Origin of the sequence: Rheinheimera mesophila (assembly GCF_000986865.1) — a bacterium.
Classification (GTDB): domain Bacteria; phylum Pseudomonadota; class Gammaproteobacteria; order Enterobacterales; family Alteromonadaceae; genus Pararheinheimera; species Pararheinheimera mesophila.
Genome location: NZ_LAVS01000009.1, coordinates 1 through 23,454, shown reverse-complemented (window position 1 = coordinate 23,454; position 23,454 = coordinate 1). Strand labels below are relative to the sequence as shown.

Annotated in this window: 14 protein-coding genes and 1 rRNA gene; 8 read left to right on the top strand and 7 right to left on the bottom strand. The window is 48.4% G+C overall.

Going from position 1 to position 23,454, the window contains the following annotated elements:
• The first annotated feature begins 28 nt into the window (after positions 1 to 28).
• The gene (feoB, locus tag SD53_RS05365) at positions 29 to 1,861 is read left to right on the top strand and encodes a ferrous iron transporter B (protein ID WP_046519202.1); all 1,833 of its coding nucleotides are present in this window, start codon (positions 29 to 31) and stop codon (positions 1,859 to 1,861) included.
• A gap of 57 nt (positions 1,862 to 1,918) precedes the next feature.
• On the opposite strand, the gene SD53_RS05360 is transcribed toward feoB, so the two are convergent.
• Positions 1,919 to 4,513 (bottom strand): TonB-dependent receptor plug domain-containing protein, encoded by a 2,595-nt coding sequence (locus SD53_RS05360; RefSeq protein ID WP_052749266.1) that lies wholly within the window; start codon positions 4,511 to 4,513, stop codon positions 1,919 to 1,921.
• A gap of 561 nt (positions 4,514 to 5,074) precedes the next feature.
• On the opposite strand from SD53_RS05360, the gene psrA reads away from it, so the two are divergent.
• Together psrA and SD53_RS05350 are read left to right on the top strand one after the other, a co-directional pair.
• Positions 5,075 to 5,728 (top strand): TetR family transcriptional repressor PsrA, encoded by a 654-nt coding sequence (psrA, locus tag SD53_RS05355; RefSeq protein ID WP_046519201.1) that lies wholly within the window; start codon positions 5,075 to 5,077, stop codon positions 5,726 to 5,728.
• Between the two features lie 18 nt (positions 5,729 to 5,746).
• Positions 5,747 to 8,044 carry an acyl-CoA dehydrogenase gene (locus tag SD53_RS05350; protein ID WP_046519200.1) on the top strand — a complete coding sequence of 766 codons (2,298 nt, stop codon included), beginning with the start codon at positions 5,747 to 5,749 and terminating at the stop codon, positions 8,042 to 8,044.
• A 74-nt stretch (positions 8,045 to 8,118) separates the two neighbouring features.
• On the opposite strand, the gene SD53_RS05345 is transcribed toward SD53_RS05350, so the two are convergent.
• From SD53_RS05345 to SD53_RS05330, 4 genes are all read right to left on the bottom strand, one after another.
• Positions 8,119 to 8,778, bottom strand: a complete 660-nt coding sequence (locus SD53_RS05345) for a 3'-5' exonuclease (protein ID WP_046519199.1) — start codon at positions 8,776 to 8,778, stop codon at positions 8,119 to 8,121.
• On the bottom strand, positions 8,779 to 10,599 hold the full coding sequence (locus tag SD53_RS05340; RefSeq protein WP_046519198.1) for a putative nucleotidyltransferase substrate binding domain-containing protein: 1,821 nt from the start codon (positions 10,597 to 10,599) through the stop codon (positions 8,779 to 8,781).
• Positions 10,600 to 10,671: 72 nt separating this feature from the next.
• Positions 10,672 to 12,387 carry a sodium:solute symporter family protein gene (locus SD53_RS05335; protein WP_046519197.1) on the bottom strand — a complete coding sequence of 572 codons (1,716 nt, stop codon included), beginning with the start codon at positions 12,385 to 12,387 and terminating at the stop codon, positions 10,672 to 10,674.
• Between the two features lie 10 nt (positions 12,388 to 12,397).
• Positions 12,398 to 12,664: a DUF4212 domain-containing protein gene (locus SD53_RS05330; protein WP_046519196.1), complete on the bottom strand. Its 267-nt coding sequence runs from the start codon at positions 12,662 to 12,664 to the stop codon at positions 12,398 to 12,400.
• A 316-nt stretch (positions 12,665 to 12,980) separates the two neighbouring features.
• On the opposite strand from SD53_RS05330, the gene SD53_RS05325 reads away from it, so the two are divergent.
• Both SD53_RS05325 and SD53_RS05320 read left to right on the top strand, forming a co-directional pair.
• A complete protein-coding gene (locus tag SD53_RS05325; protein ID WP_046519260.1) occupies positions 12,981 to 16,517 on the top strand; it encodes a PAS domain-containing hybrid sensor histidine kinase/response regulator in 3,537 nt (1,178 codons plus the stop codon).
• A 71-nt stretch (positions 16,518 to 16,588) separates the two neighbouring features.
• Positions 16,589 to 17,644: an AI-2E family transporter gene (locus SD53_RS05320; RefSeq protein ID WP_046519195.1), complete on the top strand. Its 1,056-nt coding sequence runs from the start codon at positions 16,589 to 16,591 to the stop codon at positions 17,642 to 17,644.
• 18 nt (positions 17,645 to 17,662) lie between these two features.
• Here the strand turns inward: SD53_RS05320 and SD53_RS05315 are convergent, their stop codons facing one another.
• Together SD53_RS05315 and acs are read right to left on the bottom strand one after the other, a co-directional pair.
• A complete protein-coding gene (locus tag SD53_RS05315; protein ID WP_046519194.1) occupies positions 17,663 to 18,334 on the bottom strand; it encodes a LuxR C-terminal-related transcriptional regulator in 672 nt (223 codons plus the stop codon).
• 97 nt (positions 18,335 to 18,431) lie between these two features.
• Entirely contained in the window at positions 18,432 to 20,381 is a 1,950-nt protein-coding gene (acs, locus tag SD53_RS05310; protein ID WP_046519193.1) for an acetate--CoA ligase, read from the bottom strand.
• 262 nt (positions 20,382 to 20,643) lie between these two features.
• On the opposite strand from acs, the gene SD53_RS05305 reads away from it, so the two are divergent.
• The 3 genes from SD53_RS05305 to SD53_RS05295 form a co-directional block, all read left to right on the top strand.
• Positions 20,644 to 21,804 (top strand): DcaP family trimeric outer membrane transporter, encoded by a 1,161-nt coding sequence (locus SD53_RS05305; RefSeq protein WP_046519192.1) that lies wholly within the window; start codon positions 20,644 to 20,646, stop codon positions 21,802 to 21,804.
• Between the two features lie 118 nt (positions 21,805 to 21,922).
• Positions 21,923 to 22,207 (top strand): DUF6482 family protein, encoded by a 285-nt coding sequence (locus SD53_RS05300; protein WP_046519191.1) that lies wholly within the window; start codon positions 21,923 to 21,925, stop codon positions 22,205 to 22,207.
• A 541-nt stretch (positions 22,208 to 22,748) separates the two neighbouring features.
• A 16S ribosomal RNA gene (locus SD53_RS05295) occupies positions 22,749 to 23,454 on the top strand; the annotation flags it as partial.

The window sequence follows — 23,454 nt, the reverse complement described above, 5'->3', positions numbered from 1 at the left end:
ATTGCTCCTTTTATTCACAGGTTTTGTTATGAAACGTATTATTTTGGTCGGTAAACCGAACTCCGGCAAAAGTTTGTTATTTAATCAGTTAACTGGCTTACGGCAAAAAGTGGCCAATTTTCCGGGTGTGACTGTAGAGCTGAAATCCGGTAAGTTTGAGCAGTACCAACTGATTGATTTTCCAGGTGCCTATTCGATGAGTTCGCTGACCCGCGACGAAGAGATAGCGGTGGAGAAGATTAATCAGGCTTTGCTGGATCAGGACACTGCGCTGATCATCTGTAATCTGGATGCCACGCGACTGCAAAGCAGTCTGGTATTTGGTATGCAAATGCAGGTAATGGCACAGCGTTATGGCAAACAGCTAGTGTTTGCGCTGAATATGATTGATGAAGTGGCACGTTTTGGCCATCAGATTGATGTGGACGCACTGGGCAAGGAGCTTGGCGCTCCGGTTTTGGCTATTTCCGCTAAAACTTTGCAGGGCATCGCGGAGTTTAAAACCTCAGTGTTGCAACTGGCAGAACAGGGTTCAGGTGATGTAAATACCTTGGCGCCTGCGGTGTTACCGCCTCCTGATTTCAGTGAACAGGTGACACAAAGCCGAGTGCTGGCCGCCAAATACGGCGTTCAGTCGACTGTGGTATTAAAAAATCAAAACGCCATCGATTCGTTTATGCTCAGCAACTTCAGCGGTGGTATCGCTTTTTTGCTGGTGATGTTTTTGTTATTTCAAAGTATTTTTACTTTCGCCACGCCTTTGATGGATGGTGTGGAGAGTCTGATTGGCCTGACCGCAACCTTTGTCACAGATTTAACCGGGCCTGGCATGCTGGCTGATTTTCTCAATGACGCCATTTTTGGCGGTCTGGGTTCGTTTTTAGTCTTTGTGCCACAAATTATGGTGCTGACACTGATCATCGGTATGCTGGAAGACAGTGGATATCTGGCCCGTGCCGCACTGATCTGCCATAAGCCGTTGAGTTATTTTGGTTTGTCAGGCCGCAGTTTTATCCCGTTTTTATCGGCGCATGCCTGCGCTATTCCGGCCATTATGGCGGCTCGTACCATTGAATCGCCGCGTAAACGGCTGATCACCATGCTGACGGTGCCGCTGATGTCTTGTTCCGCGCGTCTGCCTGTGTATGCGTTGTTGGTTGCAGTGCTTATTCCTGACACTAAATACATTGGAGGGCTGGTGAACTTGCAGGGCGTTGCCTTCTTCTGTTTGTATTTCTTTGGCATGGTGACCGCTTTGTTGGTCAGTCTGGTGTTGTCGCGTTCGAAACTGAGTGATGATGAAAAATCCGACATGCCTTTTATTCTGGAGTTACCAACCTACCGTTTACCGCATTGGAAACCTTTGATCCACCGTATTTTCAATAGCGCAAAACAGTTTGTGTACCGGGCTGGTCCTGTTATTTTTACTGTGTCTGTGGTTATTTGGGTCCTGGGGTATTTCCCAACCGGCGCAGGGGGATTGCAGGAGTCTTATCTTGGCATCATAGGGCATTGGATTGAACCCCTCTTTACTCCGCTTGGCCTGGATTGGCGTTATGGCGTGGCCATTCTGATGTCATTTCTGGCTCGTGAGGTTTTTGTTGGCGCTTTGGGAACTTTGTTTGGTATAGAGGGTGCTGATGAGAACATCGCAGGATTAGCCGCCAATATTCAGGCCGATGGTTTAACCTTCGGTGCTGGTATGGGCATCCTGTTGTTCTATGTGGTCGCACTGCAATGTGTGGCGACTGTGGCCACACTCAAAGCTGAAACCGGCAGCACTAAACTGGTGACGGGTTTGGTGATTGGTTATGGCGCTCTGGCTTATCTGCTGGCCATGTTGTGTGCCCAACTGTTGTAATGAAAAAAGGGGCTCTGAGAATGCTCAGGCCCCAACTTCATCCAGGTAGAAGAAAACTTAGAATTTTACTGAGTAACGTAAGGTCCAGTTGCGGCCTAACCAGTCATGCACTGAGCTGGCATAGCCGTTGGTGGGTGACGAGGCATAAGGCGGCTCTTTGTCTGTCAGGTTACGGACACTGAGCAATACTGCCTGATTTGCCGTAATGTCATAACCCAGACTGGCGTTGTACGTCAGCCATGAATCGACAGTTTCGTTGTCAAACCTAAAGTCGCCATCACCTAGCGAGCTGATGTAATGCGCACCCAGGCTGGCATTCCAGTTCTCTAAACGCCATTCAGTACCGGCATCGGCAACGAATTCAGGACGGGCAATTTCTGCAGCTCCGCTCAATTTCCCTAACAGATCTTCAGCCGGGCTGTCCTGTGTCACCTGACGCTCGTAGGACAAAGTACGGGTACCGGCCAGATTGAACTTGAATTCACCAGCACTGCTGGTGGTCAGTTTATAGTTCAGTTTGAAGTCAACACCATCCGTTTCCTGGCTACCCACGTTAAAGAAGCCCGTGCGCAGGAAGACTAAATCATTGCCGGCATCAACGACACAACCGAACTCACCATTTAAATCCGCTTCATCACTAACGACCGGCGCCGTGCCTGCGACACAAGCACGCAAGGTGGTATTGGCATCAACATCCACTATATCTTCGTGCGTGTACTTCCAGTAGTCGATAGTAAACTGCAACTCTTCTGTTAAATTCCATGACGCGCCAATATTGATCGCCTCTGAACTCTCGGCATCCAGATTTTTATTACCCAGAGTTTCCTGATCAAACTCCAGTTCACCTGAAGTTGCACCAAAGTCACCACAAAGCGCATCAAAAGGTTGGTCAGCGCCACAGTCGATGTAGTTGGCGGTCAATGAAGTACCAGCCCCTAACTGTGACAGTGAAGGAGCACGGAAACCCGTACTCCAGGAGCTACGTAAAATCAGGTCGTCAGTCAGGCGGTAACGTAAAGACAATTTGGGGTTGATGTCGCCGCCAAAATCACTGTAGTGGTCATAACGCAGAGCGGCAATGGCATCCAGTTTTTCGGTCAGCGGGATATTAAACTCATTATAAAACGCATATTGAGTCCGATCTGCTGCAGCGTCACTGGCTCCCAGCGCAAAAATACCGCCGCTTTGTGCGACTTCAGCAGGGTTATCCGAGATTTCTTCACCACGGAATTCGCCACCAAATACGGCACTGATATCTTCGAATAAAGTACCTGAGAAGTTAAAGTCTACAGAGTAGACGTCAGACTCACCGATACGAGGCGCGATTTCACGTAAACCTGCAATCACTGACTCTGAGTTATCACGGCCTAAGTTAAATGGATTAAAGCTGCCATCCGCCAGCGCATCAGCCACTTTGTCTATGCCCATATAACCTGAGACATGGGTAATTTCGTTGTCAGTTTTGCCATAAGTGGCTGCAGTTTCCCACGACCAATCGCCTAACTCGCCGCGTAACCCAGCTAACAACCGGTAGCTTTGGCTGTCATAGTCCTGGATACGGCGTTCAGGAAAACGTGAACGGATTCGGATTTGATCCACTTCGCCATCTTCAGCGTCAATATCACGGGCCCATTGCGGTACGAATGCAGCGTTACCCGGCACCCGCACGTCGAAAGCTGCGGCTGAATCGTAGGCTGAACCGGTGTTTTGTTGCAGCATCGCTTCTGCAAAAAACTCACGATCATCGCCTAAACGGTAGGTGTGGTTTAGCGTTGCACCAACAGCTTTGCTGTCTGGCTGAATAGCACGTTCGCTGACATAGTCATAACGACAGCGGGTTCCGCCATTGCTGGTGGCTGTGCCACACCAGGGCTCTGCATAATCGCTGCCGTCTATGGTGACCCGGGTGGAGGAGGTAAAGGTAACATCGATAGGCCGGTCAGTGTTAAATAGAGCGTTTTTGTCAAAGTAATCCACGACCAGGGTGGTATTACTATTGTCTGTGCTAAAACCACCTGTGTAGGTCAGATTGTATTTGCTGAAGTCGCTGCTTGCGGTGTCATCACCATAGGAGGCGCTAAGTTCATGACCTTCGTAGTCTTTGCGCATAATAAAGTTAATGACACCGGCGATAGCGTCTGAACCATAGACAGAGGATGCGCCGTCCGTCAGAATTTCAACCCGCTCCAATGCAGACATCGGAATGGCATTGACGTTGACAAAAGAGTCGAAACCATTGGTGAAGGAGTCCACGGCAACCCGGCGGCCGTTAACCAGCACCAGTGTAGAACTTGAACCTAAACCACGTAAGCTGACGCCCGCTGCACCTGCTGGCGTGCCATCATTACCAGCCACACCGCCATTTTCGGTGAATGTACCGGCGCTGGAGGCTTGCGGCAGATCTCTTAAAAAAGCACTGACACTGTCATAGCCTTTTTTCGTCAGGTCGTCGCGGCTGAAAATTTGTAGCGGGTTTGCACCCTCCATATCCACGCCTTTGAGACGTGAGCCTGTAACTTCAATTTTTTCTATTGTTGCTTCGTCTTGCTCTGTTGCTTCAGCCTGTTGCGCATAAACCTGTTGTGTACCAAATAAGGCAAACAGTGTGGCCATACCTACTTTACTGAGCTTCATTTTTTTGTGCTGTGACATGATGTTTCCTCTGGTGTCGGTGTTGCCTGATGGCAATCTGTTTTTTTCGAACTAAAAAAGACGAGCCAGAGCAAGAAGCGCTGCAACTGATGCGGCGGCAACCATCAGACGGATCAACGCCTGAATCATGCTATCAACAAGCATATGGTAGGGTGTCGGTTGAGTGTTCTACAACACAAACAAACAGAACATGCTTCTGGCTAAGGCAGAAGTTGTTCTAATTATTGAACCACTCGGACAGGTAATAGGTAGAGCAGTAGTAGCTGTTTGGGTTTGCAGCACAACGTTGCATTTTGCTCTCCTATTCAGTGAGTGGAATTGGTATAGCTCAAAATTGTCTGATCCTGTCAGTGATGTCAAGTGCTTTTTTTAAGCAATCTTCAATCCGTAAATTTTGCACCTTTACAGGGCAGAATTTGTGCTTTTTTTGCTTGGTTGTTGTAAATGCTTTGTAATTTATGGCGCTCATCAGACCAGATTGATGTTTTTATTCTTTGCTCGCTTGACAGTATTTTTTTTCAAACGTACATTTCAAACAGATGTTTTAATTTAGTCAGGGCTATGGTGAATAAAACGACAACTCAGGACAAAATTCTGGATGCAGCAGAGCAGCTTTTTGCGTCCAGCGGTTTTGCTGATACCTCATTGCGGCAAATCACCAGTATGGCGCAGGTGAATCTGGCGGCGGTGAACTATCATTTTGGTTCAAAAAAAGAGCTGATTCAGTCGGTACTGCAGCGCTATTTATCCGTGCTGATGCCGCGCCTGGATCAGGAGTTCAGTCATTTATTGGCCAGTCAGAAACAAAATGACTTAACGGCAGTGTTGTCGGTGTTTATTAAACCTTTGCTGGAACTGAACAAAGTACAGCATCACGGCACTCGGATGTTTTTGCAGTTGCTTGGCCGCGGTTATACCGATGTGCAAGGGCATTTGCGCTGGTTTTTTAACCATCACTACGGCCGTACTCTGGACAAGTTTGTGTTGCTGGTGCAGCAGGCTTGCCCTGATTTACCAGCCAGTGAAATCTTCTGGCGCCTGCATTTTTCCCTCGGCACTGTGGTATTCACCATGGCGTCGAATCAGGCGCTACAAGAAATCGCAGCGGCAGATTTTAACGAAAACGTAGAAATAGAAGGCGTGATCCACAGGCTTATTCCGTATTTGGCTGCAGGTATCGCGTCTCCTTTTACTTTATCAAGTCAAGCTCACTAATCTCGCAAGGACTTTTATATGTCAATTTTAATCCTGTTGTTGGTTGTGCTGATTGTTGTGCTCGGTGTAGCAGACATTCGGCGTAACCTGATCACCAAACCTGTGTTTGGCCTTTTTAAGAAAATTTTACCTCCGCTGTCGGATACCGAACGTGAAGCGATGGAAGCAGGGGATGTCTGGTGGGATGGTGACTTGTTTCAGGGCAAACCGGACTGGAAAAAGCTGCATGCTATTCCAAAAGCTGAATTATCGGCCGAAGAACAGGCGTTCATGGACAATGAAGTAGAGACCCTGCTGAAGATGCTGGATGACTACAAAATTGTGCAAGAACAGCGTGATTTACCACCTGAAGTCTGGCAATACATCAAGGACAACGGCTTTTTTGCGATGATTATTCCAAAAAGTTACGGTGGCCGTGAGTTTTCTGCTATTGCCAACTCAACTATTGTCTCGCGGATTGCCACACGTAGCTTAACTGCTGCTGTAACTGTGATGGTACCGAACTCCTTAGGCCCGGGTGAGCTTTTGATGCACTACGGTACACAAGAGCAAAAAGACCGGTGGTTGCCGGGTTTAGCCGCTGGTAAAGAAGTACCTTGTTTTGCCTTAACCGGGCCAGAAGCGGGTTCTGATGCCGGTGGTATTCCGGACACTGGGGTCGTGTGCAAAGGCCAGTTTGAAGGCAAAGAAGTGCTGGGGATCCGCCTGAATTGGGACAAGCGTTATATCACGCTGGCGCCGGTAGCGACAGTACTGGGTCTGGCCTTTAAGTTGTATGACCCGGAAAAGCTGTTAGGCGAAAAAACAGAGCTGGGTATTACCTGTGCGCTGATCCCTACCAGTCATGAAGGGGTTCAGATTGGTGATCGTCATTTTCCAATGAATATGGCCTTTATGAACGGTACCACCTACGGCAAAGATGTGTTTATTCCGCTGGAGTGGATTATCGGTGGGCCAGATTATGCTGGCCGCGGCTGGCGTATGCTGGTGGAGTGTTTATCCGCAGGTCGTGGTATTTCTTTACCTGCACTGGCCACAGCCACAGGCCATTTAGCCACCCGTATGACAGGCGCATACTCTTATGTCCGTCAGCAGTTTGGTATGGCGATAGGCAAATTTGAAGGGGTGCAGGAAAGTTTAGGCCGTATTGGTGCTTATACCTACAGCTTGGAAGCGATGCGGGTGATGACGGCGGGCGCCATTGATTTGAAGTTGAGCCCATCTGTAGTGACCGCTATTGCCAAGTACCACATGACGGAGATGTCCCGTACTTTGTTAAACGACGCTTTTGATATTCATTCAGGCCGCGCTATTCAGGTGGGTCCGAAGAACTATCTGGCGCACGGTTACATGGGCATGCCAATTTCTATTACGGTAGAAGGTGCCAATATCTTGACCCGTAACCTGATGATTTTTGGTCAGGGCGCCACTCGTTGCCACCCCTATGTATTACAAGAATTAGAGGCAGCAGCCAATCCAAATGCAGAAGAGGGCTTACAGCAATTTGACAGCCTGCTGATGAGACATATTGGTTTTGCATTAGGTAATACGTTTGGCGCGTTGTGGCAGGGTTTAACTTTAGGGCGTTTTAACTCCAGCCCTGTGTCCGGTGAGACGGCAAACTATTACAAGCAGTTAAGCCGTATGAGCCGTGCTTTGGCGTTAAGCGCAGATTTTTCTATGCTGATGTTAGGTGGTGATTTAAAACGTAAAGAAATGCTGTCTGCCCGTTTGGGTGACGTGTTGAGTCACTTGTATATGGCTTCTGCCGTGTTGAAGTTTTATGAAGACAACGGCCGTCAGGTCGCAGATTTACCTTTCGTGCGTTACTCCATTGAGCGTAACCTGTTTGAAATTGGTAAAGCGCTGGATGGTTTCTTCCAGAACTTCCCAAGCCGTGTTGTGGCGCGTTTGCTGAAAACTCTGGTGTTCCCATTTGGTATCGGCTACAAAATGCCTGCCGATGCGATCACTCAGGAAATTTCTGACGTGCTGTTAAAGCCAGGGGTGATCCGTGACCGTTTAACTCACTTGTGCTTTATTGGCGAAGGCGATGAAGATCCAACGGGCTTAATGGAATCTGCCTTTATCGCAGTGCATCAGGCTCAGCCTGTGATGAAGAAAATTTACGCTGCGCAAAAACAAAGCACCTTGCCGCGTAAAATCCCTATGGATCAGTTAATTACCAAAGCGGTGGAGATTGACGTTATTACTGAGGATGAAGCGAAACAACTGGTACGGATGAACGAGTTACGATTCAGCTCTATCAGTGTTGACAGCTTTAAGCCGGGTGTGTTGTCAGGCAACGCATTGTAAGTTGTTGTAGTCATTAACAGCCAGGCAAATTGCCTGGCTTTTTGTTAGCTGTCATTGCCTGGCTTTGATCTGACTTAGCGGCTTTGCTGGAACAGGTCCGCTAAAGTACAGGAGGCTCCTCTGCTTTTTAACTGCGCCAATAGTAGTTGCGCACAGCCAAACGCGTCTGATAGGGCATGATGCTCCGTCACTTCAGGTAATTGGTAGCGCTGCAGGCAAGCCGATAAACTCAGGGCGGTTTGGGCGACGGGCCCACCTTTCAGCCGCATTTTATACAGCTCCAGTTTTAGGGTATCGACGGCTTTAAAAGCAGGCGAGCGGCCAAAACAGTTTTGGCAGCTTTGTTTTAAAAAACTGAGCTCAAGTGCGCTGTGATGTGATACCAACACAGTTCCTTTTAATTCCTGTAGCAGAAGGCGAAGTAAGTCTTCCAGCTCTATACCTTGCCGTACTTCGTGATTATGCAGACCGTGGATCACTGCACTTTGGCCGACTGAAGCCGGGCTTCGAACCACTTGGTATTGTGCTGAGTTTAAATGGATCTTACCGCCGCTAATTTTTACCCAGCCTGCACTGACGATATGATGCTTTTTTGCATCCAATCCTGTGGTTTCAAAATCCAACACCAGGTAACTTGCCTTAGCAGCCAGACTCTGTTTGTCCAGACTGTATGCTTGTTCAAAATCCAGGACCAGTTGATGCACGGCTAGCGGTTTTTTCAGCCAGTTCCACATTTAGACTTCCCGGCAGAAACGTTGTCTGAGTAGTTGTTGTTCATCACTGAGTACCGCAAAAGCGTCTTTGAGTTGATGCCGTTGCAATAAACTCAATTGGCTTGGGTCCAGCAGATTCGATAAATGCCTGCCCCGTTTCATATCCTGTGCCTGTAATTGCCAGCGTAAATTAGCCAGCACGTCAAAAGCGCCTTGCAGGTTCTGCTGCTGGCGCTGCGTCAATACCGCCTGTTGTTGCAACAGATCCAGACGCTCTCTGGTATTGACAGCCTGGATGCCAGCCGAGAGGGCATAAACCCGCACTAAATCAGTGACGAGGCTAATACCACGTTTTTTCAGATCCAAGCCCTTGCGCTGCCTGCCATCCTGCTCCAGTAAGAAGTGTTTAAAAAAGCCCAGTGGCGGTTGTCGCTCTGTGGCATTTTTAGCCAGATGGTATAAAAACAGTTCATTATTTTTGCAACGAGCCAATACGTCTTCATGCAATACATTAAATAAGCCTTTACTGCCATGAACCAAGCGCATATCGAAAAAGATGCTGCTGTTAAGTAGGGCTTGCGGATCGGGAGTATTGAGCCACTTAGCAAAACGATGTGACCAGCCTTTCAGGCTTAACCTCAGCTCTGGGTTAGACGCCATGATTTGGCCCTCACAAAGCGCCTGACCTGAAGATGCCAGCCCTTGACAGACAATATCGGCCAATGCTGAAAAGTAATCGGCAATAGCTCCAACCGGTTCTTTTTCCAGCAGCAAAGCATTGTCTTGATCTGCGCTGGGTAACATATCCCGTCGGGCCTGTGAGCCAAACACCAGCCAGCTATATACACAAGGGGCCGGGCCCAGTTGTTGCTCCGCAATATTTAACCAGCTTTGCACTAAGGCATCCATAATGCTGGTCAGTACGCCACTGACTTCATAACAGGGCAGATGCTGCTCCGCCAATTGCAGTGCCAGTTGCTGAATCTGGGGGGTGATTGCCTGTAAACCTGCCGCCTGATGCTGACGGTGAATATGGCTGATCAGAAAAACAGGATGCTCTTGCTGGCTACGGATCAAATCTGTGGTGGTGAGTACACCTATGGCTTTGCCATGTTCTTCCACAGGTAAATGATGAATATTGTATTGACTCATTTTCTGAATAGCTTCAAAAGCAAAGCTATGAATATCAATACGTTGTGGCGATTTTGTCATGACGTCAGAGACGCTGACTGCAGCGGATAAATTTTTGGCGACGACACGGCTACGCAAGTCCCGATCCGTCAATATCCCCACCAGTTTCTCGCCCTGTTCAATCAGAAGGCAAGAGACTCGTTGCTCTGTCATCAGTTGGGCGGCTTGCTGCACAGTGTCCGCAGCGCCGATCGATACTTTACGCCGGGTGACTAAGTCGGCAACTTTTAAGGTTGAGGTCGTTGGGTGCTGACTGCTCTGATACAGATGCAGACGGCGACTAAATAAACGCTGGAAAAATAAATCAAAGTTTTTGTACTGATGCCGTAATTTATCAAAACTGTCTGCAGGTAAAAAATACACCAGCCCATCTTCTTCACAGCGAATGGTGTCAGGATCGGCAAGTCCTGTCAGGAGGAGCTGATAGCCATAAAAATCGCCGGTTTGCAGATGAGTCAAGCCTTGCGGTTCAGTATGCAGTGCGAATAAACCGGAACGTACCAGCATCAGTTGTGGTTCGGGTTTCAGCTCTTCGCCAGTGCTCAGGTAAAGCACAGTCAAATCCCTGCTCAGCGTTTCCAGTACATGAAGTGCCAAGTCATCAAAAGGGGGCGTCCGTTGTAAAAAAGAGACAACTTCCTGAACCTGCATACAACCTTCCTGCTTTGTCAAAAAACAAGGCGTGTTGCCACGCCTTGTCCGCTTGGTTTTTTCTAGGCTGACTTAGTGAACCTGAGCTTCACCGGCTCCTTTTGGATAACGGATTTGCTCTACTATTTCCTGTACGTTCTCTGGCACTTCTTTGGTCACTTTGCTCACCGCAAACGCGACAACAAAATTGACCAGCATACCGACTGTACCAATGCCCTCAGGAGAGATACCAAACAACCAGTTCTCTGGTTTGTTTTCGGCCAGTGGGGTGATGAAAATACCCTTGAAGTACAGGATATAACCCACAGTGAAAATGATACCTGCCAACATACCAGCGATAGCACCTTCCTTATTCATTTTCTTGTAGAAAATACCAAGAATAATAGCCGGGAAGAAACTCGCTGCTGCCAAGCCGAAGGCAAAGGCCACCACCTCCGCAACAAAGCCAGGTGGGTTAATACCTAAGTAGCCAGCCACTATGATAGCCACAGCCGCAGCAAGCCGGGCCGCCAGTAGTTCCTGTTTATCGGTAATTCTGGGCATCAGATTTCGTTTGAGTAAATCGTGCGAAATAGACGTGGAGATCACCAGTAGTAAACCTGCGGCAGTGGATAACGCAGCGGCGATGCCACCTGCGGCCACCAGCGCGATGACCCAATCCGGTAACTGAGCGATTTCCGGGTTCGCCAACACCATGATGTCACGGTCTATGGTCATCTCGTTGCGCTCATCACCTGAGTAGAACATACGACCATCGCCATTTTTATCTTCGTGTTTGATCAGACCGGTTTTTTCCCAGTTTTTAATCCAGGTTGGAGCTTCTGCCACTAAGGTACCCTGAGCATCAGGACCATTGATGGTATCAATCATGTTGTAGCGGGCAAAAGCGCCGATAGCCGGAGCTGTTGTGTACAAAATCATGATAAAAATCAAAGCCCAACCTGCAGAGATACGGGCATCTTTCACCCGTGGCACAGTGAAGAAACGTACAATCACGTGAGGTAAACCCGCAGTTCCCACCATCAGAGCGGCCGTAATAGCAAAGATATCGGCGGTGGATTTGGTTCCCTCTGTATAGGCGGCGAAACCAAGCTCTGCAGAGAGTCCGTCCAGTTTATCCAGCAAATGCATGCCGGAGCCATCCGCCAGAGTCGCACCTAAACCTGTTTGTGGTAACACATGGCCTGTGATCATGATGGAGATAAAAACAGCAGGCACCATGTAGGCAAATATCAATACACAGTACTGCGCCACTTGGGTGTAGGTAATACCTTTCATACCGCCTAATACAGCGTAGAAAAATACCACAGCCATCCCGATGATCACGCCTGTGGTGATATCGACCTCCAGGAAACGCGAGAACACCACACCCACACCACGCATCTGACCCGCTACGTATGTGAAGGAAATTAATATTGCACAAATCACAGCTACAGTCCGGGCAGTTTGGGAGTAGTACCGATCGCCGATAAAATCCGGCACAGTAAACTTACCAAATTTACGCAGGTAGGGTGCTAAACACAAAGCCAGCAAGACATAACCGCCGGTCCATCCCATCAGGTAGACGGAGCCGTCGTAGCCCATAAAAGAAATTAAACCCGCCATTGAAATAAAGGACGCGGCAGACATCCAGTCTGCTGCAGTGGCCATACCATTCGCCAAAGGTGATACACCGCCACCCGCTACGTAGAACTCTTGTGTCGAACCAGCGCGGGCCCAAATGGCGATGCCGATATAGAGTGCGAAGGTGGCGCCGACAATAATGTAGGTTAACGTCTGTAAATCCATCATCTACCCCTTAATCTTCGTGGACGTCGTATTTACGATCAAGGGCATTCATCTTGATAACGTAAATAAAGATCAGTAAAACGAAGGTGTAGATTGAGCCTTGTTGCGCGAACCAGAATCCGAGCTTAAAGCCAAAAAACTGCACCATATTCAATTGTTCGACAAATAGGATCCCAGCGGCAAAGGATACTGCGAACCAAACCGCCAGCAGTTTAACCATCAGCGAGATATTCTCCCGCCAATAGGCTTTGGCTAATTCATTTGTTTGAAATGCCATCGTTGTCTTCCTCTTGTTGTTTACCCTTTATCGCTGAAGCTGTAGCTTGGTTGACTCTGTGCTCTCGGCCCGGTTGCATAGCACGCCTATGCTGCTGGGGCCTCGGTCAGTTGTCGTCGTGCTGCAACTGCAATGACTTTGGGTACATATCGTTTGTTATTGTGGTTAGTACATAAATTCAGTTGACTTGCCTGCTTAATCTAGCAGCAGGTACAGGAAGCGATAGCCCGACTTTAGTCGAAGCCCAAATGACAGATCATTGACTTTCTGACGCTTTCTGCCAAAAGTAAGGTCAGAAATGAAAGGGGAGTGTGCTTTGTCAGCCTGGATTGTTGCCTTATTGGCCCTGTTGTATGTGGGTTTCTTATTTTTTATTGCCAACTGGGGCGAACGCCATGCCGGTGATCAATTACTACGAAAGTATGGGGGCTTGTTGTATAGCCTGGCTTTGGCTGTGTATTGCACGTCCTGGACTTACTACGGCGCAGTAGGTACGGCGGTGACTCAGGGCTGGGATTATATTCCGATTTATCTTGGGCCTATTCTGGTATTTCTGTTTGCGCAGCCCTTTTTGTTTAAGCTGCTGTATGTGGCCAAAAAGCAGAACGTTGCTTCGATCACCGACTTTATCAGCGCCCGTTACGGCAAACGTAAAAACATTGCCTTAGTTACGGCGTTATTGTGTGTTGTGGTCGTCATCCCCTACATTGCTTTGCAATTAAAGGCAGTTGCCAGCTCCTATCAGGTGCTACTGGGCCATGATTTATCGGATCAGTCGCTCCCCTGGTGGCAGGACACTGCCTGGTTCAGCGCTATGGCGATGACGGTGTTTGCTATTTTATTCGGTACCCGCAAAGTTCAACTGACCGAGCAAAACCGCGGTGTGATGGTGGCGATAGCCTTTGAGTCTGTGGTGAAGCTGTTTGCCTTACTCTGTCTGGCGTTAATGGCGTACTGGTTGTTGTTGCCAGAAACAATAGGCGTGAGTCAATTTGTTGAGCATGCCAGTCATTTGCAGTACAGCACTGAGCACAATAGCTGGTTGTCTTTTGCGATAAAAACCTTGCTGGCGATGAGCGCCATTTTTTTATTGCCGCGGCAGTTTCATGTGGCCTTTGTTGAAAATGTCGATCACCGCCATCTGCGCCATGCCAAACGCTGGTATAGCAGTTATTTGTTTTTAGTGACCTTAGTCGTCATTCCTATCGCTTTGGTTGGCATGCATTTATTTCCCGGCCAGCAGCATCTGGCTGATAGTTTTGTATTGCTGATCCCAGAGAAATCAGGCTGGCACATGATGAGTGTGCTGGTCTTTATTGGCGGTTTTTCAGCAGCAACGTCGATGATTATTATCTCCACTCTGGCGCTCAGTACCATGATCAGTAACGACGTGGTGATGCCAACTATTTTACGTCGCCCCAGTCATGGTCAGCGTATCAAAGACTACAGCGGACTGATTTTGCTGGTGCGCCGTACCATGATCATTACCGTCATGTTGCTGTCTTATGGCTACTACGCCTTGTTCGCCCGCAATTACGAACTGGCAGAAACGGGTCTGTTGGCTTTTGCCCTGGCTATTCAACTGGCTCCTGCTGTGGTGGGCGGCTTGTACTGGCGTCATGGCAATGCGTTTGGGGTATACGCTGGTATAGCCGTCGGTTTTGCCTTGTGGTTTTTCTGTTTGATGGTACCGCAGCTCGCCGCTGTAGGGGTGTTGGATCAGACGTTACTGCAACAAGGTTTATTTGGCATTGAGGCACTGAAACCGACCTCTTTATTTGGCGTGCAACTGGATACCTTAAGTCACGGTGTGATCTGGTCTTTAGGCTTGAATCTGAGTTGTTATCTGCTGTTCTCCCTTGTCGTCAAGGTGAATTTAAAAGATCGCCTGCAAGCGGCTGCCTTTGTCAAACCGACCTTGCCGCTGGAGCACAAAGAGGTTCAGGTGCGGCGGGTACGGGTTCGTCGCACCGACATCACTATGCTGCTCGAGCGTTTTATCGGTGCACAGCGTTGTAACGAGGCCATGGCGGAGTTTCAGCGTCGTTTTCCGGATCTGGATCTGCAGGACAGTATCGCCGGGCCTGAGCTGATTGCCTTTGTTGAGCGGGAACTGGCAGGGGTGATAGGTGCTGCATCTGCCCTGGCTGTGGTAAGTGCTGCAACAGAGGGCCGGCAACTGGAACTGGAAGATGTGGTGACTTTATTTGATGACACCACGCAGGCCATTCAGTTTTCCCGAAAAATTTTATTTTCGACACTGGAGCACTTAAGCCAGGGGGTCAGCGTCGTCGATCGGGATTTAAAACTGGTAGCCTGGAATAAGGCCTATCTGCAAATGTTTGATTACCCGGATGGCATGATCCGTATCGGTCGGCCGGTCGCTGATATTGTGCGCTTTAACGCCGAACGTGGACTTTTCGGCGAGGGCTCGCCCGAAGAGCATGTCGCCAAACGAATTGCCCATATGCAAAACGGCACCTCTCATGTGTTTCAGCGAGTCAGGCCGGATGGCAAAGTGATTGAGATGCGTGGTAATCCTATTCCGGGCGGTGGCTTTGTGACCAGCTTTACCGATATCACTGAGCATGTGCGCGCTGTGCAGCAACTGGCAGAAGCCAAACAACATCTGGAACAGCGGGTGCAGGAACGCACGCACAGGATCAGTGAAATGAATCAGGAATTGGTGGAAGAGGTCGCAAGACGCAGTGCCACAGAATTACAACTGCTGCAGGCTAAAGCAGAAGCAGAAGCGGCTAATGTCTCCAAAACCCGCTTTTTGGCCTTGGCCAGTCACGATATTTTACAACCACTTAATGCGGCCCGGCTTTTTACCGCCGCATTACAGAGCCAGAGTACAGACACTGGTCAGCAAAAAATTATCCAGCAATTGGATAACTCTCTTAAAGCGACGGAAGAGCTGATCGCCACTTTGCTTGATATTGCCCGATTGGACGATGGCCGTTTACAACCTAAAACTCAGGCCGTGTCGCTGCTGGATATTTTGCAGCCATTAGCCGATGAGTTCAGATGGCTGGCAGAACAAAAACAGCTAAAGTTACGTACTCGTTTTAGTGAGTGGCAAGTCCAAACGGATGGCACTTATCTGCGGCGTATTTTGCAAAACATATTAAGTAATGCGATTAAATACACAACGTCTGGTGAGGTCCTGCTGTCCTGTCGCAAAAGAGGCCAGCAGTTGCTACTACAGGTATGGGATACAGGTCCAGGTGTAGCTGAACATGAACTGGCGCGAATCTTTGATGATTTTTATCGGGTCGACAGTACAGCCAGAGGACAGCAGGGGGTGGGGCTGGGATTGGCCGTAGTTCAGCGAATGACACGCTTGTTAGGGCATAAGTTGGACGTTCGTTCAGTCGTGGGTAAGGGAACAGTGTTTAGCTTGTATGTCCCTTTAGCAACAGAGCAGGACAAGGTGGAAGAACACAGCATAAAAGAGCACCAGAGTTCAGTCTTGCCGCAGTGGCAGGTGTTGTGTGTCGATGATGACAGCTCTAACCTTGCCGCTTTGCGTTTGCTGTTGGAACAATGGCAATTGGGGGCAGTGAAAAGTTATGTGCATGCCGAGCACGTGCTGCAGGATGCTCCGTTACTGCAAAAACCTGATCTGTTGATTGTCGATTATCAATTAGGACAAGGACTCAACGGGCTGGAGTTATATCAGGAGTTACAGCAGTATTGGGGCAAAGTTGCCGGCATTCTGGTTTCTGCTGCTCCTGAGCCAGATCTGGCTCAACGTGCAAAAGCGGCTGGACTGTTGTTTTTAGCAAAACCTATCAAACCAGCCGCATTACGTGCAGGAATTAATCATCTGAAAAATCAGCGGCCGTAAAGCGCTATCTGGCTGCTTTCGCTCTGCTGTGGTTAAATGCGTGAAAGATCAAAAAGTGCCGGGAGGGCTCAATGCTGGCGAAGTTGGAAGAACGATTTTTTTTAATGATGCTGGTGGTGGTGTCCCTGGCTTTCGGTTTGGTGTTGGAACCGTTTTGGGGCTGTATTTTCTGGGCCTGTGCCATCACCGTAATTTTTTATCCGGTGCAACAGCGAGTTTTGCGCCTGATTGGCGATAAACCAAACCGTGCTGCGCTGATCACTTTAATGCTCTGCGTGCTGATAGTCATTTTACCTGTGCTGGCGATAGGCGCTGCTTTTATTCAGGAAGGGATCAGCTTTTATGACAAAATTGAGAAAGGAGAAATCAATCCAGCGGGATTTATTGACTCCATTCGCCAGGCTTTTCCGGTTGTGACTGAGTTTTTAAGCCGCTTTGGTATCCAAACCGATGGCTTGCGTGAGAAGTTATCCTCTGGTGCTGTTGAAGCCAGTCGTTTATTGGCGAAAGAGGCGTTGTCTATTGGTCAGAACACCTTCGGCTTTATCCTGAGTTTATGTCTGATGTTATACCTGACATTTTTCCTGTTACGCGAAGGCCATCATTTAGTTGAGCTGATGGTGAAAGCTTTGCCTTTGGGAGATCAGCGGGAACGTCTACTGTTTTCCAAATTTGCCGAGGTGACCCGGGCGACCGTCAAAGGCAATCTGGTGGTGGCAGTAGTGCAGGGCGCTTTAGGTGGGATTATTTTCTGGTTGTTAGGTTTACCTGCCCCTATTTTATGGGGCGTGGTGATGGCGTTTTTGTCCTTGTTGCCCGCAGTGGGCGCGGCTCTGGTCTGGTTGCCTGTCTCCTTATACTGGTACGCCACAGGAGATTGGGTGATCGCAACCATTCTGGTAGCTTACGGCGCTCTGGTTATTGGTTTGGCCGATAATATACTACGGCCGCTGCTGGTGGGGCGGGATACCAAGTTGCCGGATTATCTGGTGCTGTTTTCCACCTTAGGTGGTATTACTCTGATGGGCGTCAATGGTTTTGTCTTAGGTCCTATGGTCGCTGCGTTGTTTCTCGTATTCTGGCAAATTTTTATCGACGAGTTTCAACGTCCTCACAAGCCTGAGTGATCAGGCTTCTCGAGTCGCCTAGTGTGCAACCAGCGTTTTGTCAGCAGGAGGCTCCAGTTGTAAACGCTGGGCCTGGATCACTACCTGAGTTCTGTTGGTGACGCCAAGCTTCCTGAAAATAGCGGTAATATGAGCTTTGACTGTGGCTTCGGAAATATGCAAATCGTAAGCAATTTGTTTATTCAGCCAACCCTCGGTCAGATAAAACAACACTTTGTACTGTTGTGGCGTCAATTCTGCCACTTTGCCTGCCAGGTCTAAATCAGGCTGATGTTGCTGCTGATGAAGCACCTGATTGCGTAGCGTTGGTGGCACCCAGAGTTCACCGTCAATGACCGCACTCAATGCTTTGCCGATTTCCGCCGGATGCGCTGATTTTGGAATAAAAGCCGAAGCACCAAATGCCATCACACGTTTGATTACATCCAGATCCTCACTGGCTGAAATGACAACAATAGGTAAAGTCGGGTATTGCTTTCGTAATTGAATGAGCCCCAAAAAGCCGCAATTCCCCGGCATATGCAAATCCAGCAATAATAAGTCGGTATCCGGGTGTTGTAATAAGGCTTCACAGGTCGCTTCAAAACTATCCGTCTCAATGGTGGCTTTGGTAACAAAAGTAGTGCTGATCGCGTGGATCAGTGCGTTGCGAAACAATGGATGGTCATCTGCGACAATTAACTTTGCCATATAAACTCCTAACCCAGCCTTTGCAGCAAAACAAAGACTGGGTTCAGCTAAAGTGTTGTTGCTATTAATTAAACATTAGCAACTTATTGTCAACAGATTAGCGGTTTAATCTGTTTTGGATCAAGTGTTCCACCACGGAAGGATCCGCCAGGGTAGAAATATCTCCCAATTGCTCGTATTCGTTGGCCGCAATTTTGCGCAGGATCCGGCGCATAATTTTACCTGAACGGGTTTTTGGTAAACTTGGTGTCCATTGAATAATATCAGGGGCAGCGATAGGAGAAATTTCACGGCGCACCCAATCACGCACGGCTTTAGTCAGATCATCACTGGGCTCTACACCCACACGTGGTGCGACAAACACATAAATGCCCTGGCCTTTAATGTCATGCGGATAACCCACTACGGCAGCTTCAGCAATCGCATCATGCGCCACCAGACAACTTTCAATCTCTGCGGTGCCTAAACGGTGGCCTGAAATATTTAATACATCATCGACCCGGCCTGTCAGCCAGTAGTAGCCATCTTCATCACGTTTGGCACCGTCACCGGTAAAATACATCCCTTTGTAAGTGCTGAAGTAGGTTTGCTCGAAACGCTCATGATCACCAAATACAGTGCGCATTTGACCAGGCCAGCTATCAAGGATAACTAAGTTACCCTCAGCCACCCCCTCAATAAGCTCACCTTCATTGGTCACAATAGCAGGTTTGACACCAAAAAATGGCCGGGTAGCAGATCCTGGTTTTAATGCAGTTGCGCCTGGTAAAGGGGTAATTAAAATGCCGCCTGTCTCTGTTTGCCACCAGGTGTCGACGATAGGGCATTGACCTTTACCGTAGGACGCGTGATACCAGCTCCAGGCCTCCGGATTAATCGGCTCGCCCACGCTACCTAACAGGGTGAGTGAAGATAAATCAGCGCCATCAACAGCCACTGTGCCATGTGCCATCAAAGCGCGGATCGCGGTAGGTGCTGTATACAGGATATTGACTTTGTACTTGTCGACCACCTGCGCAATACGTTTAACGCTCGGATAAGTCGGGACACCTTCAAATAAAATGCTGGTGGCGCCATTGGCCAAAGGTCCATAAACAATGTAGGTATGGCCTGTGACCCAGCCGATATCGGCAGCACACCAGTAAATATCACCTTGTTTATAATCAAATACATACTGATGTGTCATCGACGCCCACACCATATATCCGCCTGTGGTATGCAACACACCTTTAGGTTTGCCGGTTGAGCCTGAGGTATAAAGGATAAACAGCGGGTCTTCTGCGTTCATCACTTCTGGTTCACAATGTTTTGGCTCTTTCGCCAAAATTTCGTGGTACCACAAATCGCGGCCCTGATGGAAATCAATGTTTTCACCCACATGCTTAACCACTATAACATGCTTGGCTGGGTTGGCCTCGCCCAAATGAGCTAGCGCCTGATCGGTGTTGTCTTTAAGATAAGTGAGACGACTGCCACGGGCGGCTTGATCAGACGTGATCACCAACTTGGAATCACAATCCTGAATGCGACTACCCAACGCATCAGGTGAAAATCCGGCAAAAACGACAGAATGAATGGCACCAATACGGGCGCAGGCCAGCAGTGATACCACTGCTGCCGGGATCATAGGCAGGTAAATAGTGACACGATCGCCTTTGCCTACGCCTAACCTGCGCATCGCATTGGCCAACTGACATACTTCGTCGTACAACTCCTGATAAGTCACAGCCTTTTGTACACCAGGCTCGTCACCTTCCCAATAATAAGCTACCTGATTAGCTTTAGCGGGTAAGTGACGGTCCAGACAGTTGTAGCTGGCATTTAAGCTGCCGTCGCTAAACCAGTTCACATGCACAGTACCCAACTCAAAACTGCTGTCTTTGACTTGAGTAAAAGGAGTAAACCAGCTAATCCGCTGGCCATGTTTTGCCCAAAATTGTTCAGGGTGTTGAACTGACTCTTCATACATTGCCAGATACTGTTCATTAGTGACTAAAGTGTTTGCTTTAGTGTGCTCTGGTACCGGATAAAGCTGAGCGTGACTCATTATTACTATTCCCCTGTCGTGTAGGCTCGATGGTTTAGTCTGTTAGCGACAACCATCTGTTATGACTGCATTCGTTCTACCTTTTTTAAGGTGTCAGCAACATTAGACCTTAGTCTAGCTAATCCTGTCGCCAGCGTCTGTGTCCTCACTGAATAAAAAACAATCTGCGACTAAAGGCTAATTGTCGCTTCGCTAAAAGCGAACCAAAGTTGAGCCGTGGTACAGACAATAACAACATTTTAACGTGGACCAGGAGAAAACAATGCTGACGAAAAAACCTCTTGCCAGCTTAGTGGCATTATCTTTCGGCGCACTGAGCAGCCAGGCGTTTGCCGCGGTAACCTTTGGCGATACCGAACTGACCTACGGCGGCTACATAAAATTAGATACAATGTGGACAGACACATCCGATGGACAAATGGCAACAGGAGTGGGACGTGATTTTTACGTACCTGGTGTCATTCCTGTGGGTGGAGAAGGTGAGTCCGCAACTTTTGACGCACATGCCCGTCAATCGCGGTTTTTCTTAAAAACAGCGACGTCCCTTGATAATGGCAAAAAAATCAACGGTACCCTTGAATTCGATATGATGTCCACTTATCCGATAGGGGATGAACGCATTAGTAATGGTTATACGCCAGAACTACGTCATGCATTTTTAACTTATGACAATTGGCTGATGGGGCAAACCTGGTCGACTTTTATGGACCTGGCATCATTACCTGATAGTCTGGATTTTATCGGTAATACAGATGGCGCTATCTTCAACCGACAGGCCCAGGTGCGTTACACCAGTGGCGGCTGGCAGATGGCTTTGGAAAACCCGGAAACGACCGTGACTCCCAACACTGGTGGTGCCCGTATCGTGACAGATGACAACTCTGTGCCTGATGTCATCGTTAAATACCATCATGCTGATAGTTGGGGGTCTGTAGCTGTTGCCGTGATGGCACGTCAGCTCGCTATCGAGTCTGCTGGTATAGATGACACCACCAATGGTTATGCGGTATCAGTGTCAGGTAAATACAACCTGTCAGCAACTGATGATATTCGTTTCACCATTAATAGTGGCGAGGGACTTGGCCGTTATATTGGGTTGAATACCAGCAATGACGCCGTGCTTGATGCTGCAGGTAAGCTGGACGCGATAAAAGTAACAGGCTATGCGCTTGCCTACAAACATGCCTGGGCTGATAAATGGCGTTCAAGTTTGATTTATTCAGCCCAGCACATAGACAACGATGCTCAGCTTACCGGATTAGCTGTGACCGATAACACCAGTAGTTATGCGGTGAACCTGATTTATCAGGCGGCCAGTAAACTGATGTTTGGTGTTGAACTTCGTCATGCCACCCGTGAAATCTTATCGGGTGATGAAGGTGATTTGAACCGCCTACAGTTCAGTGCTAAGTACGACTTCTGATCCGCCGTCTCCTGATACGACTGGCGACCTTTGTTGGCCAGTCGTATTTTCAGTCGAACACATCCAAAACTACAGATGCTTCGTAGAGTATTGAGATTACTCTAGGGAGCAATATCCTATGCACAGACTTGAACATTTAAACAGACAAGACGTCGTCATCGAGGAACTGGTGATCCATTCTATTGAAATGGGGATTTATCTTGCTCAGGTAAATTACGATGACAAAGTTGCATTTCTGGTGGATGCCGACAATAGACCTCAGCGTTTTTTAAGTGTGGAACAAATCAAACAATCCTTATCAGAAGCAACGGTAAAAGCGGCCTGGTTACAACATCAGTCTGCATATGACGAAATGATTGGTGGACCTGATAAGGTGGATAACAGCTTACGTATCCCTGTTTAAGTAAACAAAAGTCTCTTTTTTGCCCGTTTTGTTTTATTTCTGAGCGAACGAACAGGAATATCATCAAATTGTCATGTTAGGGGTTGTGCAGGATGAAAAACTCCCTATAATGCGCGCCATGCCAACGGGGTGGTGCGAAAGCAGCTCTGGGGTGGTTTTGAAATGAAGTGAAAAATGATGAAAAACATCGCTTGACACGAGATTGAAAATCACTAAAATGGCCGCCTCGCAACGCGGTGGAGTCGAAAGGCTCAAAAGTGAAGCGAAGCACGTTAAGTAGAAGGTTTGATAAATAAATTAAACACTCTGGCTTGACACAAATTCTGGGAAGTGTAAGATACGCCTCCCGCTGAACACGGTTCAGCACGCTCTTTAACAATAAGCAATCAATCATCTGTGTGGGCACTCACGGTTTAGATTCTGCAGCGAGCAATCGCAAAAGAATATATATCAGTGAAGTGACTTACATAGTTATCTGTTCGAAAGAGCGGATGTTTTAAGTCAGTGATACTGAGCAGCTACTTGTGTAGCAATTAAACTTTAATTGAAGAGTTTGATCATGGCTCAGATTGAACGCTGGCGGCAGGCCTAACACATGCAAGTCGAGCGGGGTTTTCGGACCTAGCGGCGGACGGGTGAGTAATGCGTAGGAAGCTGCCCGATAGAGGGGGATACCAGTTGGAAACGACTGTTAATACCGCATAATGTCTACGGACCAAAGTGTGGGACCTTCGGGCCACATGCTATCGGATGCGCCTACGTGGGATTAGCTAGTTGGTGAGGTAATGGCTCACCAAGGCGACGATCTCTAGCTGGTTTGAGAGGATGATCAGCCACACTGGAACTGAGACACGGTCCAGACTCCTACGGGAGGCAGCAGTGGGGAATATTGGACAATGGGCGCAAGCCTGATCCAGCCATGCCGCGTGTGTGAAGAAGGCCTTCGGGTTGTAAAGCACTTTCAGCGAGGAGGAAGGGTGGTGTGTTAATAGCACATCATTTTGACGTTACTCGCAGAAGAAGCACCGGCTAACTCTGTGCCAGCAGCCGCGGTAATACAGAGGGTGCAAGCGTTAATCGGAATTACTGGGCGTAAAGCGCACGTAGGCGGTTTTTTAAGTCAGATGTGAAAGCCCCGGGCTCAACCTGGGAATTGCATTTGAAACTGGGAAACTAGAGTGTGTGAGAGGGGGGTAGAATTCCAAGTGTAGCGGTGAAATGCGTAGAGATTTGGAGGAATACCAGTG